Source organism: Rhodococcus sp. AZ1 (assembly GCF_054979605.1).
In genome coordinates this window covers 74,658-88,938 of record NZ_JBUEQF010000012.1, presented here as the reverse complement: position 1 = coordinate 88,938, position 14,281 = coordinate 74,658, and the positions used below count along the sequence as shown (strand labels likewise).

The following is a 14,281-nucleotide window of genomic DNA, read 5'->3' as shown; positions in this document are numbered from 1 at the left end:
CGTGAGCACGGCCGACAGTGATCACCCCCGAGGCCAGCATGGAATGCACCGTGGGGAGATCGTCGATGAGGATGCGCGAGCGGGTGATCAGCTTCGCCCCCAGATTGGGTGAACTTTGACAGGCCAGTCCCACCGTCATCGCCAACCCTCGTACCCGCGACGGTCGAGGCGGCACCGTCGTCCCGTCTCCATCACCGCGGGCCTCTCGCTGAGCGGCATCTGCGATGGTGGCCGCGGTGTGCAACTCGGCGATCGCGGTGGCCTGCTCGGCGGCGATCCGCGCCGCCGCCCGCTCCAGCCCCGCCAACCGACGCTCCAGCGCCGCCGCCGACAACCCTCGAACACCACCCTCGAGAACCGCCCCCACAGCCCGATCCACCGGCTCTGTTCGGTCTACGGACCCAGCCCGATCGTCGGGAGCCATCGCGGCAGGGGCGGCGTGAGTTGTCGACATCGAACACCCTCCCCCGGCTCTGTGATGGCACGTTCCCCCGAACGTCCTGGTCATCACCCTACCACACATATCGAACATATGTGCGACTAATGTGGTGGACGACGCTGGGGTCGACCCCGCACCAGGAGGTTCCGGGCAGTCGCCGGTCGGTATCGGATCAGGGATCACATGGCGTGCAGACCGCCATGGTGGCGCCTCACCGGACACCGCCGAGCATCGGCGCACTCAGGACTGTCTGCTCGATCCGCCTCGACCCGAGCGGACATACGTCACCAGGCCGATCGTGACCAGCCCGGCAGACAGGACAGTCAGCGCCAGGGAGGCCGGACCGCCGGACACCACGACACCCAGAACGCCCGCGAACACGACGAGAAGACCCGCCAGTAGTCGACGAGAAGTACTCACGGTGACCAACCCTTTCGCTCGCGCCCGACTCCACAACCCGACCCGGCCGTCCGGATCGGCACAGAGTATCGCCGACCCGCCGCGGTCCGCGTGAAAACGGATGAGCGTCGGTGATCCCCGGTCGCCAATTCGCTCATAGGTGGGCAACGACCATCCCCCCACCGCTCGGAAGCCGCAGCGTCACCCCGCCCGGCCGGCCCATTCCGCCACCGCGCGGGCGATGGCGAGTTCCTCGTTGGTCGGCACCACCAGCACCGTCACCGCGCTGGACTCTGCGGAGATCACCCGCGGCTCGCGTGAGCGCACGGCGTTGCGAGACGGGTCGATCACGATGCCGTAGTTCTCGAGGTCGGCACACGTGTCGGCGCGCACCGCGGGGGCGTTCTCTCCGACACCGGCGGTGAAGGTGATGGCATCCACCCGTCCGAGCCCGATCATGTAGGCACCCAGGTACTTTCGCAGGCGATGGATGTACACCGCGTAGGCGAGGGAGGCGTCGGGGTCGCCCGAGTCGATGCGAATCGTCAGCTCACGGAAGTCGTTGACCCCACACAGCCCCACCAGTCCGGAGCGCCGGTTGAGCAGGGTGTCGATCTCGTCGGCGCTCAGCCCCGCGTGCCGCCGAAGATGAGTGAGCACGCCGGGATCGAGATCACCACTGCGCGTCCCCATCACCAGACCTTCGAGAGGCGTCATTCCCATCGAGGTGTCCACGGCGCGGCCGCCGCGGATGGCCGAGGCGGACGCGCCGTTGCCCAGGTGCAGCACGATCTGGTTCAGCGCAGCCGGATCACGGCCCAGGAACTGCGCCACCTGTCCGCTGACGTACTCGTGCGACGTCCCGTGGAAGCCGTAGCGTCGAATCCCGTTAGTACGCGCCACCTCCGCATCGATGGCGTATGTGGCGGCGGCATCGGGGAGGGCGTGGAAGAACGCTGTGTCGAACACCGCCACCTGCGGGACACCGGGCAACTCCCGGCGGGCCACCTCGATACCCAGTAGATTCGGCGGATTGTGCAGCGGCGCGAGCGAGTTCAGCGCGGACACCTGCGCGATCACCGAATCGTCGATCACCGTCGGCGCCGAGAACACCTGTCCGCCGTGCACGACGCGATGGCCCACGGCACCGACGCCGGACAACGCGATCCCCGCCTCCTCCATCAGCGTGAACGCCGCGCGCAGGCCCACACCGTGATCGGATATCGGCCCGGTGTGTTCGGCGTCGCCACCGTCGTGGGTGAGCGCGACACGGCCCTCGGGTTCACCGATGCGCTCCACCAGACCGGTCACCACAGCATCGCCCGGACTGTCGGTATCGATGAGCGCGAACCACGGACGACGAACCGGAGTTGATCACCAGAACTTTCAACGGCCCGTCCCCTACTTCGATTGCGCCTGAATGGCGGTGATGGCCACTGTGTTCACGATGTCCTGGACCAGTGCGCCGCGGGAGAGATCGTTGACGGGTTTGCGCAACCCCTGCAGCACCGGGCCCACCGCCACGGCACCGGAACTGCGCTGCACCGCCTTGTAGGTGTTGTTGCCGGTGTTCAGGTCCGGGAACACGAACACCGTTGCGCGCCCGGCCACCTCGGAGTTCGGCAACTTCGACGCCGCGACCGACGGCTCGATCGCAGCGTCGTACTGGATGGGTCCCTCCACCAACAGGTCCGGGCGACGCTCCCGCACCAGCGCGGTGGCCGCACGCACCTTGTCGACGTCGGCGCCGCTGCCGGAATCGCCCGTGGAGTAGGACAGCATCGCGATCCGCGGATCGACCCCGAACTGCGCGGCCGTCCCCGCGGAGGAAATGGCGATGTCGGCGAGCTGCTCGGACGTCGGATCGGGAACCACGGCGCAGTCGCCGTAGGCGAGCACTCGATCGCTCAGACACATCAGGAAGATCGACGACACCGTCGACACCCCCGGCTCGGTCTTGATGATCTCGAAGGACGGGCGGATGGTGTGGGCCGTGGTGTGCGCGGCGCCGGAGACCATTCCGTCGGCAATTCCCTTGTACACCATCATGGTTCCGAAGTAGGAGATATCGCTCATCACCTCGCGGGCGCGCTCGATCGTCATGCCCTTGTGGGCGCGCAGTGACGCGTACTCGGCGACGAACTCGTCGGTGTGCTCCGAGTCGGCAGGATCGAGGATCGTGGCGCCGGTGACGTCGACCCCCAACTCCGACGCACGACGGCGAATGGCGGCGTCGTCACCGAGGATCGTCAGGTCGGCCACCTGACGCTGCAGGAGCCGGCCGGCCGCCCGCACGATGCGATCGTCGGACCCCTCGGGCAGCACGATGTGCCGACGATCGGCCCGGGCGCGGGCGATGAGGCGGTACTCGAACATCTGCGGCGTCACCACCGACGGGATGGGAACGTCCAGCGCACCGAGCAGGGTCTTGGGATCGACGTGCCGCTCCATGAGGTTGATCGCCGTGTCGACCTTGCGCTGCGAACCCACGGCCACCCGGCCGCGGGTCGAGGCCGCGGCGCTCGCCGTCTCGAACGTGCTCAGGTCGGTGGTGAGGATCGGCAGGCGCGGGTTCAGACCGGTGATCAGCCGCGCCATCATCGGATGCGGGGCGATCCCACCGTTCATGATGATGCCCGCCAACGAGGGGAAACCCTCCGCCTCGTGGGCGTTGACCAGGGCCAGCAGCACGTCGGAGCGATCCGCGGGAGCGATCACCACCGTGCCCTCGCTGAGCCGCTCGAGGATGTGTTCGGCCGTCATCCCGCCCACCATCACCCGCAGCGCCTCGCGCTGGAGCAGTTCGGGATCGCCGCTGTAGACCTCGCCGTCGACCGCCTCGAGCAGTTCGGCCATGGTGGGCGCCACCAGCAGCGGCACCTCGGGCAGTGCCCACGCCGACACCCCGGTGGGCTCGAGGGCGGCGACGGTCTCCGCGAGAGCGTCGGGGTCGCAGCGGTTGACCACGATCGAGACCAGGTGCGCCCGGTGCACCGTCAGCTCGGTCCGGCACAGCTCGGCCAGATGCGCGATCTCGGCGGGCGATCGCCCGGACCCCCTGAGCGCCAACAGAACCGGCGCACCGAGATTGACCGCCACGCGGGCGTTGAACTCGAGTTCGCTGGGGCTGCCCACGTCGGTGTAGTCGCTGCCGACGATCACCATCGCGTCGCACTGATCGGCCGCCTCGTGGTAGCGCCGCACGATCTCCGCCAGGGCCGCATCCGGGTCAGCGTGCACCTGCTCGTAGGTCACACCCAGCGACTGTTCGTAACTCAGATCCGCCGTGGTGTGATCGAGCATGAGCTCGAGAATGTAGTCGGGCTCGGACGTCGAGCGGGCGATGGGACGGAACACCCCCACGCGGGCACTGGTCGCGCAGAACATCTGCAGCAGACCCAACGCGATGGTCGACTTCCCGGTATCGCCTTCCGGGGAGGCGATGTAGATGCTCGTCAACTCGGCGGTGGCGGCCATGGCAACCACCCTAGCCACTGCGGACCTGGTGAGCCGGTTCGCCGCAGCGCTCAGCCGAGGGCGCGCAGGCGCGGCTCCAGATCGGTCCTGAACAACTCCAGGAAACGGCGCTGATCGTGACCGGGAGCGTGGAACACCAGGTGGTTCAACCCGGCGTCCACGTAGGCCTTGACCTGCTCGACGGCCTCGTCCGGATCGGAGGCCACGATCCACCGCTTGGCCACCTGCTCGATGGGCAGCTGATCGGCAGCGCGCTCCATCTCGATGGGATCGTCGATGGAGTGCTTCTGCTCCGCCGTCAGCGACAACGGCGCCCAGAACCGGCAGTTCTCCAGTGCGGCAGCATGATCGGTGTCGTAGGAGATCTTGATCTCGATCATGTGGTCGATGTCGTCTCCGCTGCGTTCGGCCTTGGCTGCGCCCTCGTCCACCGCCGGGATGAGCTTGTCGGTGTAGAGCTCCATTCCCTTGCCCGAGGTGCAGATGAACCCGTCGCCCGCCCGTCCGGCGTAGCGGGCCACCACCGGTCCGCCGGCCGCGATGTACACCGGCACACCACCTTCGGGAACGTCGTACAACGTCGCTCCATTGGTGTGGTAGTACTCACCGTCGAAGTCGGTTCGCTCACCGGTCCACAGCGCGCGCATGAGCCGCACCGACTCCCGCAGCCGCGCGAAGCGTTCCTTGAACTCCGGCCACTCCCCCTCGAAACCGGTGGCGATCTCGTTGAGCGCCTCCCCGGTACCGACGCCCAGCATCACGCGGCCCGGGTACAGGCAACCCATGGTGGCGAACGCCTGCGCGATCACGGCCGGGTTGTAGCGGAAGGTCGGGGTCATCACCGACGTGCCGAGCTGAATTCGCTCGGTGCGCTCACCCACCGCCGTCATCCACGCCAGCGAGAACGGCGCGTGGCCACCCTCGTGACGCCACGGCTGGAAGTGGTCGCTCACCACGGCCGAGTCCATACCAGCCGCCTCCGCGGCGACACCGAGCTCGACCAGCTCTCGCGGTCCGAACTGCTCGGCCGAGGCCTTGTAACCCAACTTCAACGTCTGTCCCACGGGAGCGTCCTTACATCGGTGGTGATCGGTCGGCGGTGACCTGGCGGGTGCGGCGGCGCGGGCTCGCGTTTCGCTCGACCCGATCTCTTGTCTACCCGATGACGGGAAGGTTGGGCACCATGGTGACGTTGGCATGACCGACACCCGAGACGGACAGGACGGAGAACCGATCATGGTCGACCACCCGGTCCCCGCGATCGCCGTCGTCGGTGCAGGTCCGCGCGGTACGGGCATCGTCGAGCGCCTCCTGGCCCGCGCGGCCTCGGACCGTCGGCCATTGCACGTGCACGTCGTCGATCCCTTCCCACCGGGCGCCGGGCGGATCTGGCGCCGTGAGCAGGACTCGCTGCTGTGGATGAACTCCGCCGCGGCCGACGTCGCCATGTTCACCGACGCCACGAGCAGCATCGACTCGCCCATCGCACCCGGTCCCACGCTGGCGGAGTGGGTGGAGCTCAACCGCGCGGCCCTGCGCGAGGATCCGGTGGTGGGCGCCGAGGCCGCCGAGTTCGGCGCCGGGTCGTTCCCCTCCCGAACGCTGCACAGCCGCTACCTCACCGACGTGTTCGAGCGAATCGTGCACGGTGTCGGCGATCACGTCCGAGTCGACGTTCATCGGGCGCGGGTGATCGACATCGTCGACGACGATGACGGCCGCCAGCGGCTGACCCTCGACGACGGCACCGCACTGCACGCCGACTCGGTGATCCTGGCCCAGGGCCACCCCGACACCGAGCCCGCTCCCCGCGAGGTCGAGCTGGCTCGATACGCGCGCACCCACGACCTGACCTACCTCGCCCCCGGCTACACCGCCGATCTGGATCCCACCCTCGTCCCCGAGGGGGAGCCGGTGCTGGTGGCCGGTATCGGACTGGCGTTCGTGGACTGGATGGTGCTGCTCACCGAGTCCCGCGGCGGCACCTACACCCGCGGCGGCGACGGCGTGCTGACCTACACCCCGTCCGGACGTGAGCCACGGCTGCTCGTCGGCTCACGCCGAGGCGTGCCGTACCACGCGAAGATCTCGTACTCCATCGCCGACGCTCGACCTGCCCTGCCGCACTTCTTCGGCCCCGATGCGATCGGCGGCACCGCCACCGTGGACTTCGACTCGCAGGTGTGGCCGCTGATCGCCAAGGAATTGGCATGGGCGCACTACGCCGAGCTGTTCCGCTCGCACCCCGAGCGCACCGCAACCTCGTGGGCGGAGTTCGAGACCGTGCTCGCCGCTCACCCAGTCGACTCACCCGAGGTGGCCGCGTTGGTCGAGCGCAGCATCCCGCACCTGCAGGACCGGTTCGACCTCGCGGCCCTGAACCGTCCGCTCGCCGGGCGCTCGTTCACCGACCCAGCGCAGGTACACCGCGCGGTGCTCGATCACGCCCGCGCCGATCTCGCACGTCGACGCGACCCGGCGTTCAGTTCCGACGCGGCGGTGTTCTCGGCGCTTCTGTCGGTGTACGCGTCGGTGGGTGAGCTGGTGCGCACGCAGCGGCTGGCACCGCAGTCCATCGCCCGCGACGTCGAGGGCCGACTGCACTCGTTCTTCAGCTTCATGGCCAGCGGACCACCACCCGAGCGGCTCGAGCAGATGATCGCCCTCGCCGAGGCCGGGGTGATCACCTTCCTCGGTCCGGACGTCGAGTTCACCACGGGCGACGGCACTTTCGTGGCCCGCACGCTCACCGGCGAGGTGGGCGGCCGTACCTACATCGAGGCGCGCCTGCCGGTGCCCGCCATCGCCGGCACCACCGATCCCCTCCTGCGCACCCTGCACGAGCGCGGCGAGGTGATGGAACTGCGGGCCACCGCCGACAGTGCCGCGAAACTGAAGGTGGACGGCCGATCACGCCTGATCGACGTGACCGGGGCCGCGCATTCGCGTCGCTTCGCGGTGGGACCGTGGGTTGCCGGGCACACCTGGTCGACAGCGTTCCCCCGGCCGGGCATCGACGCCGGCTTCTTCCGTCACAACGACGCCGTCGCCGCGGACCTGCTCGACGCGGCCCGTCAGCCACCCACGGGGCGCAACCCGAGGTGCTCGCGCAGTGTCGAGCCGGTGTACTCGGTTCGGTAGGCCCCGCGCTCCTGCAACTCGGGAACCAGGTTGTCCACGATCTCGTCCAACCCGCCGGGGACGATGTACGGCGAGACGTTGAACCCGTCCGACGCGCCGCTGCGCACCCAGCGCGTCAACTCGTCCGCCACCGACGACGCCGTCCCGGCGAAACCGGACCGCGCCGAGGTCTCGATGACCACCTCGCGCAAGCTCAGGCCGCGCTCGCGCGAGAGCGCGCGCCACTCGGCGGCGATGGCCATGGGATCGCGGCCGTCGCGGGCCGCGCCGCGAGTTCCGGAAATAGGTTGCGGCACAGGGTCGTCCGCGGGCAGCGGTCCGTCGGGATCGAGGTCGGACAGATCGCGCCCCCACACCTGACCGGCCAGTGACAGCGCGGTGGGCCCGGTGTACTGACCGTCCTTGACCCAGCGCACCTTCTCCTCGACCTCGGACTCGCTGTCCGCCAACACGATCTGCGTTGCGGGCAGGATCTTGATCGCGTCGTCCGCTCGCCCCTGCCCGATCAGGCGTGCACGAATGTCGTCGGCGAAGGCGAGAGCGTCGTCGAAGCTGGTGCCGTGCCGCGAGAAGATCACATCGGCTTCGGACGCGGCGAAATCCCGGCCCTGCCCCGAATCCCCGGCCTGGAAGATCACCGGATGGCCCTGCGGACTCTGCGGGAGCGTCGGGGTGGCGGTGATGTCGAACTGATCGCTGACGTAGCGCACCGGCGCGGGCGAGGCCTCGCCGGCCGGCCAGGCATCCCACAGCGCACGGGCCGCCTCGAGGAACTGCCCGGCCCGCACGTAGCGCAGGCTGTGATCGAGATAGCCGCCGCGACGGAAGTTCTCACCGGTCCAGGCGTTGTCGGTGGTCACCACGTTCCATCCGGCTCGGCCACCGGAGAGCACGTCCAGGCTCGACAGCCGACGCGCCAGGTCGGCCGGTTCGTTGAAGGTGGTGTTCTGCGTGGCCACCAACCCGATGCGGCGGGTGATCGCCGCCAGCGCGCACAGTTGGGTGATCGCATCCGGTCGGCCCGCGACGTCCAGGTCGAGGATCTTGCCGTCCTGCTCGCGCAACCGCAGACCCTCGCCGAGGAAGAAGGCGTCGAACAGGCCCCGCTCAGCGGTCTGGGCAACTTCGCGGAAGGTCTCGAAGTCGATCTGCGACCCGGAGGCCGGATCGGACCAGATGGTGGTGTGGTTGACGCCCTGGAAGAAGATCCCCAGGTGCACCTGCGCATCGGGCCGGAACGACGGCGTACCGGACGGGGCGCTCACGCGGACACCCCCGCCCGGAAGACGTTGTCCGGTTTGGCCAGTCCGAACAGCCCGCGCAGCGTCGAGGCGACCACCGGCCGGTGTGCGACACCGAGTTCGAACAGCCGCGGCAACACCTCGCGGGCGAGGGCCCGGGTGTCGCGGTCGAGGTCGGTGGGCAGGATGCGTACCCCGTCCACCACACCGGCCAGCCCGATCAGAGTGTCGAGGAATTCGCTCGTAGCCGGGCGGGAGGACAGGTCCGCGACGAGTTCGAGCACCACGCGCCGCTCACCGCCGCTGCTCCCAGCCGCGGGCACTGCGTCGACGAGCAGCACGTCGCACTCGGCGCCGCCCGCGCCGTCAGGATCTGCACCGTCGAGATCTGCACGGGAGAAGACGGGCGGTCGGCCCTGCGGCGGGCGCGGAACGATGGCAGGACCGGTGATCGAGTAACTCGCTCCTCGGAAGTTCACGTAGTGCAGCTTGCTGCGGTCGAGGTAGCGGCCGGTGACAGCGTTACGGACGGCCGCGTCGTCCTCCCACGAATCCCACAGCAGCCCGGCCACGGCGATCGCGTCTCGGTGCTCGGCCGTCGGATCCGACGGGAACGGCCGGCCCCACACGGCGGCCTCACCGGCGGCGGCCCGCGTGGCCAGCCACCCCGCACGGCCACGCGACGCGTGATCGAGCGAGGCGATCTGCGAGGCGAGATGGAACGGCTCGGTGAACGTGGTGGCCACCTCGGGTACCAGTCCGATCGTGCTGCTCACCGCGGCGGTGAACGCAGCGCGGGTGACGGCGTCGAGCCGCGGGCCGCCGTCGTGACCGGCTGCGTCGCGGAACGTCACGAAGCTCAGCCCCGCGTTCTCGGCGGCGCGAACCCGTCGCACCAGAACTGCCGGGTCGGCGGCATCGGTGGCGTGTGCTGGATCGACCTCGAGGCCGAGAACGAGGGAAGTCACCTCAGCGCCAACGCCGCGCGCCGAGGCCGGTATTCCGACGACGCCGGGCACCAGCTCTCAGGCGAGCAGCGACGACCCGACGGTGACTCGAACGTGCCCACCGCGCAACACGATCGACTCCACATCGGTCAGGTGCGGCGTCGCCAGGAGCCAGGGGTGTGCGTCGATGTCCGCTCCACCGAGGGCGCACGCCGCCCGCGCGAGCGGGCCGAACACACGGGCGCGCCCCTCGGGACGGGCCATGTCGACGATCGCCACCCGCGCGGCCATCCGCAGCATGGCGTCCACCGCCGCGGGCTGATCGGCCATGAGCGAGAGCGTGTAGGTGGCGATCACCGCGTCGGCGCGCAGGTTCTCGGGCGACAGCTCCGTCGCATCGGCCTGCAGGAGGGTGAGATTGCCGCCGCGGCGTCGCGCCCGCTCGAGCATGTGGGCACTGAGATCGATACCGGTGATCGACCCCGTCGGTCCGATCTTGCGCTGCAGCGCAGGGAAGTTCAGGCCGGTGCCGCACCCGATGTCGATCACGTGGTCACCCGGCCGCAGGCCCAACCTGTCGATGGCAGCGATGCGACCGGCCCGGTACACCGGGCGCTCGAAGGAGATCAGATCGTAGAAGCGCGCGGACACCGTGTACTTCTGGAAGGGCGCGAACCCCGACACTCGGTCCATACCGACAACAGTAGGTGCGCAGGGAGGAGAGCGGCGATGGAGCGGATCGAGCTACTGGTGATCGGCGGCGGCACGGCGGGGATCGTGGCGGCCAAGACCGCTGCGCGCTTCGGCGTCGCCGTCACACTCGTCGAGCGCCACCGCACGGGCGGGGACTGCCTGTGGACGGGGTGCGTACCGTCCAAGGCCCTCCTGGCCGCGGCGCACGCCGCTGCCCACGCACGCCGCGCCGCAGCCCTCGGCGTGCAGGCCGACGTACGCGTGGATTTCCCCGCCGTGATGGCCCACGTGCGTGCCTCGATCGCCGCGATCGCCCCGATCGACTCCCCCGAGGCACTGGCCGCGGCGGGAGTACGCGTGATCTCTGGCTCGGCGCACCTGACGGGACCGAGAACGGCGACGATCGACGGGCGCGAGGTCACCTTCGGCCGCGCGGTCCTGGCCACCGGTGCACACCCGAGGGTTCCGAATTCGTTCGCCGGTGCGCTGACCAGCGACACCGTGTGGGAGCTGGACGAACTGCCCGAGACACTCACGGTGATCGGCGGCGGGAGCATCGGATGTGAGCTGGCGCAGGCATTCTCACGTCTGGGCTCGCAGGTCACACTCATCGAGGCCGCAGATCGTCTCCTTCCGCGCGAGGACCCGCGCGCATCGCGGGCGATACGCGCCGCCCTCGAGGCCGACGGGGTGCGGGTGCAGTGCGCGAGCTCCGTCGAGCGCATCACCGGGCAGACGCTGGTCGCGCTCGGGCGCACCCCGGCCACCGCAGAACTCGGGCTGGCGGCCGCCGGGGTCGAGGTCGACGAGGGTGGATTCGTGAAGGTAGACGCGCACCTGCGCACCACCAATCGCTTCGTCTGGGCGGCAGGCGATCTCACCGGCCACCCACAATTCACCCACACCGCCGGGATGCACGGCTCGCTGGCGGCGAGCAACGCCGTGCTGGGTGTGCCACGACGCGTCGGCCCCGTGGTGCCGCGGGTGACCTTCACCGATCCGGAGGTGGCCGCGGTCGGTGTCGAGGTCCAGAAGGCGAGCACCACAGCCGGTCTGACCGTGCGAGTGGTCGAGCACACCGACACCGATCGCGCGGTGGCCGAGGCGGACACCACCGGATCGGCCACCCTGGTGATCGATCGTCGCGGACGCCTGGTGGGGGCGTCGCTGATCGGACCCCGCGCCGGCGAGGCCCTGGCCGAGCTCACCCTGGCCGTGCAGAAGGGCCTGCGCGCCCGCGACCTTGCCGCCGTCACCCATCCGTACCCCACCTACGGCGACGCGCCGTGGAACGCCGCGGTGGCCGACGTGCGAGCGAGCCTGGCATCACCGGTGGTGGGGCGAGTTCTGCGGGCTCTCGCTCACTTCAGGGCGCGGTAGCCCGCCCGCATGCGCAGCAGAGCGCCCAGCCCCACCACCGCCGCCCAGCCGACCGCGATCTGCCACGCGATCGAGGGTAGGACGAGCCACAGCGAGTGCACCACAATGGTTTCCGCACCCTCGGCGAGGCCCCCGATGAACGACAGGGAGCGGCCGTCGTCGATGCGCCGGCCCGAGCGCTCGGCGATCGAGGAGAACGCCAGGAACGCGGTTCCGTTGACGTAGTAGGCCAGCAGCACCGCCAGGAACGGCCACCACGGCGCGCCGAACTGTGCGGCGGCCCCCACCGCCACCCCCACCACGGTGGATCCGTACACCAGGAAATCGGCGGTGATGTCGTAGAACCCGCCCGCGCCGCCGTCTCGTCCGGGCGTACGGCGGGCCACCGGGCCGTCGAGACCGTCGGCCAGGCGCGAGAGCAGCCACAGCGCCAGGGCCACCCACCACCACTGCGCGGCGGAGGCGGCGGCGCTCGCCAGACCGGTGGCCAATCCGGCCGTGGTCAGGTGATCGGCGCGAACACCGCGGCCCGCCAGACGGGCCGCCGCCGCATCCAACGGACCGGCGAGGGCGTTACGCAGTCGGGCGTCGAACATCGTCGGACTCCGACTGCGACTCCGACTCCGACACCGGGACGGCACCGTCGATCGGCGCCGGGCGCATCCGCTTCGCGGCGTACCCGGCCACCACGCCGATGACGACGACGGCCCCCACCGCTGTCAGGAACGGCCACGACAGCGGCGAGGTGCCGTACGCACCGAGGGCGGTGTATCCCACCGTGGCCGGCAGGATCCCGATCGGAGTGGCCAGCAGATAGTCGCGCTGACGAACAGCGCTCAGTCCGGCCGCATAGTTGACCACGGCGAACGGCAGAACCGGGACCAGACGAACGACGAGCACGGACAGGAATCCGCGGCGCCCGATCAGATCGTCGATGTCGGCGATCCGCGCCCACCGGATGCGTTCGATGCTGTCGCGCCCGAGCCAGCGGGCCAGCAGGAATCCCAGCCAGGCCCCGGCCGTCGCGGCCACCACCACCACGGCTGCGCCGACCACGAGGCCGAACAGCAGCCCGCTGGCGATGGTCAGCGCACTCGCCGGGAACGGGGTGAGGGTCAGCGCGGCGTACACCAGGACGAACAGAGCAACCCCCCACGCACCGGCAGCCTCGACGCGCTCGCGCAGCGGCTCGGGATCAGGGATGTCGACCGTCAGCGCCACGATCACCGCGGCGACCACGATGGCCACCAGAACAGCCACCCGCAGTCGTCGTCCCGATGTGGCATCCACGGCCTCGACAGTAGTCTCGGTCCATGATCGGACGCCCGCTCGTCGCCCGCCCCACCCTGATCGTCGTCCCCGCACTCGTGGCTGCCCTGACGCTGACGTCGTGCGCGGCACCCGACCCGGCGCCCACTCAGGCCGCCGCGGTGCCGTGGAGCGAGATCGAGGCCAAGGCCAAAGGACAGACCGTGCAACTGTGGATGTACGGCGGCGACAGCCAGGGCAACGCCTATGTCGACGACGTGCTCACACCGGCCGCCGCCGCGGCGGGGGTGACGCTGAAGCGGGTGCCGGTGGCCCAGACCTCCGATGCGATCACCCGCATCCTCTCCGAACGCCAGGCCGGGGTGAGCAGCGGTGACGTGGACCTCGTGTGGGTCAACGGCGACAACTTCGGCACCGGCAAACAGGCGGGCGCATGGCTGTGCGGGTGGACGGCGGCGCTGCCGAACATGCAGTACACCGATCCGGCGGACCCGTTGCTGAGCACCGACTTCGGCACACCGGTCGACGGGTGCGAATCCCCCTGGCACAAGGCTCAGTTCACCATCGTCTACGACGCCGCCAGGGTGCCTGACCCGCCGACCACGTACGCGGGCCTGCTGGACTGGATCGCGGCCAACCCGGGCCGGTTCACCTATCCGGCCCCGCCGGACTTCACCGGCTCGGTGTTCGTTCGTGAGGCGCTGCGTGCGGTGACCCCGTCGCCGGTGCCGCTGACGTTCTCGCAGAACGACTTCGACCGCCTCACACCGCCGCTGTACGACCGGCTGAAGGCACTGGCACCCTCGCTGTGGCGCGGCGGCAGCACCTACCCGCAGACCTCGAAGGAACTCGACGACCTCTACGCATCGGGTCAGGTGGACATGACCATGACCTACGGCCCGGCCACCCTCACCGACCTCGTCGCCAAGGGCACGTTCCCGCCGCAGACGAAGGTGCTCACCCTCACCGACGGCACGGTGGGCAACGCGAGCTTCCTCGCCGTGCCGGCGACATCGGGCAACTCCGAGGGCGCCAGGGTGGTGGCGAACCTGGCGCTGTCGCCGCAGCAGCAGGTGGCCAAGGCGAATCCCTCCACCTGGGGGCAGTTCACGGTGCTCAGCCGCGCCCGACTCACCGATGCCGACCGGGCAGCGTTCGATGCCCTCCCCGTCTCACCGGTCGTTCCGCCCTACGACGTGCTCTCCCGCGGCGCCAAACCCGAACTGGCGGCAGCGTGGGTGCCGCCGCTGGACGAGGGATGGCGACGCACCGTGCTGGCGGGCGGCTGATCGCAC

General features: G+C 69.8%; 11 protein-coding genes and 2 pseudogenes. 3 read left to right on the top strand and 10 right to left on the bottom strand.

Annotated features, from left to right (window positions below; translation table 11 throughout):
• The 5 genes and pseudogenes from ACY48E_RS14560 to fgd all read right to left on the bottom strand — a co-directional run.
• Positions 1-379: pseudogene (locus ACY48E_RS14560) on the bottom strand (hypothetical protein); the annotation flags it as partial.
• 300 nt (positions 380-679) lie between these two features.
• Positions 680-859 carry a hypothetical protein gene (locus ACY48E_RS14555; protein ID WP_462872935.1) on the bottom strand — a complete coding sequence of 60 codons (180 nt, stop codon included), beginning with the start codon at positions 857-859 and terminating at the stop codon, positions 680-682.
• A gap of 180 nt (positions 860-1,039) precedes the next feature.
• A pseudogene (locus tag ACY48E_RS14550) lies at positions 1,040-2,228 on the bottom strand (acetate kinase).
• Positions 2,229-2,239: 11 nt separating this feature from the next.
• Positions 2,240-4,315: a phosphate acetyltransferase gene (gene pta / locus ACY48E_RS14545; RefSeq protein WP_462872934.1), complete on the bottom strand. Its 2,076-nt coding sequence runs from the start codon at positions 4,313-4,315 to the stop codon at positions 2,240-2,242.
• Positions 4,316-4,365: 50 nt separating this feature from the next.
• A complete protein-coding gene (gene fgd, locus ACY48E_RS14540) occupies positions 4,366-5,379 on the bottom strand; it encodes a glucose-6-phosphate dehydrogenase (coenzyme-F420) (RefSeq protein WP_462872933.1) in 1,014 nt (337 codons plus the stop codon).
• Positions 5,380-5,512: 133 nt separating this feature from the next.
• Here fgd and ACY48E_RS14535 point away from each other — a divergent pair, with 133 nt between their 5' ends.
• The gene (locus ACY48E_RS14535; protein ID WP_462872932.1) at positions 5,513-7,456 is read left to right on the top strand and encodes an FAD/NAD(P)-binding protein; all 1,944 of its coding nucleotides are present in this window, start codon (positions 5,513-5,515) and stop codon (positions 7,454-7,456) included.
• Here ACY48E_RS14535 and ACY48E_RS14530 read toward each other — a convergent pair.
• Genes ACY48E_RS14530 through ACY48E_RS14520 form a run of 3 tightly spaced genes read right to left on the bottom strand, consistent with a single transcriptional unit; the run spans position 7,390 to position 10,337 of the window.
• Positions 7,390-8,721, bottom strand: coding sequence for an NtaA/DmoA family FMN-dependent monooxygenase (locus ACY48E_RS14530; protein ID WP_462872931.1), 1,332 nt, complete (start codon positions 8,719-8,721; stop codon positions 7,390-7,392). The two genes, ACY48E_RS14535 and ACY48E_RS14530, sit on opposite strands and share 67 nt — an antisense overlap.
• Complete coding sequence (locus ACY48E_RS14525) at positions 8,718-9,665, bottom strand: LLM class flavin-dependent oxidoreductase (protein WP_462872930.1); 948 nt, start codon at positions 9,663-9,665, stop codon at positions 8,718-8,720. Before ACY48E_RS14525 ends, ACY48E_RS14530 begins: the two co-directional genes overlap by 4 nt.
• A gap of 57 nt (positions 9,666-9,722) precedes the next feature.
• Positions 9,723-10,337: a class I SAM-dependent methyltransferase gene (locus tag ACY48E_RS14520; RefSeq protein WP_462872929.1), complete on the bottom strand. Its 615-nt coding sequence runs from the start codon at positions 10,335-10,337 to the stop codon at positions 9,723-9,725.
• A 36-nt stretch (positions 10,338-10,373) separates the two neighbouring features.
• On the opposite strand from ACY48E_RS14520, the gene ACY48E_RS14515 reads away from it, so the two are divergent.
• Positions 10,374-11,717 carry a dihydrolipoyl dehydrogenase family protein gene (locus ACY48E_RS14515; protein ID WP_462872928.1) on the top strand — a complete coding sequence of 448 codons (1,344 nt, stop codon included), beginning with the start codon at positions 10,374-10,376 and terminating at the stop codon, positions 11,715-11,717.
• On the opposite strand, the gene ACY48E_RS14510 is transcribed toward ACY48E_RS14515, so the two are convergent.
• Both ACY48E_RS14510 and ACY48E_RS14505 read right to left on the bottom strand, forming a co-directional pair.
• Positions 11,699-12,313: a CDP-alcohol phosphatidyltransferase family protein gene (locus ACY48E_RS14510; protein WP_462872927.1), complete on the bottom strand. Its 615-nt coding sequence runs from the start codon at positions 12,311-12,313 to the stop codon at positions 11,699-11,701. The genes ACY48E_RS14515 and ACY48E_RS14510 overlap by 19 nt on opposite strands.
• A complete protein-coding gene (locus ACY48E_RS14505; protein WP_462872926.1) occupies positions 12,291-13,007 on the bottom strand; it encodes a TVP38/TMEM64 family protein in 717 nt (238 codons plus the stop codon). Before ACY48E_RS14505 ends, ACY48E_RS14510 begins: the two co-directional genes overlap by 23 nt.
• A gap of 23 nt (positions 13,008-13,030) precedes the next feature.
• Here ACY48E_RS14505 and ACY48E_RS14500 point away from each other — a divergent pair, with 23 nt between their 5' ends.
• Complete coding sequence (locus ACY48E_RS14500) at positions 13,031-14,275, top strand: ABC transporter substrate-binding protein (protein WP_462872925.1); 1,245 nt, start codon at positions 13,031-13,033, stop codon at positions 14,273-14,275.
• Positions 14,276-14,281: the final 6 nt, after the last annotated feature.

What these genes read in the sequence shown, in the direction of transcription:
- ACY48E_RS14520 (WP_462872929.1), bottom strand. Translation starts at nt 10,337, where the DNA reads ATGGACCGAGTGTCGGGGTTCGCGCCCTTCCAGAAGTACACGGTGTCC.
- ACY48E_RS14535 (WP_462872932.1), top strand. Translation starts at nt 5,513, where the DNA reads ATGACCGACACCCGAGACGGACAGGACGGAGAACCGATCATGGTCGAC.
- ACY48E_RS14510 (WP_462872927.1), bottom strand. Translation starts at nt 12,313, where the DNA reads ATGTTCGACGCCCGACTGCGTAACGCCCTCGCCGGTCCGTTGGATGCG.
- pta (WP_462872934.1), bottom strand. Translation starts at nt 4,315, where the DNA reads ATGGCCGCCACCGCCGAGTTGACGAGCATCTACATCGCCTCCCCGGAA.
- ACY48E_RS14515 (WP_462872928.1), top strand. Translation starts at nt 10,374, where the DNA reads ATGGAGCGGATCGAGCTACTGGTGATCGGCGGCGGCACGGCGGGGATC.
- ACY48E_RS14500 (WP_462872925.1), top strand. Translation starts at nt 13,031, where the DNA reads ATGATCGGACGCCCGCTCGTCGCCCGCCCCACCCTGATCGTCGTCCCC.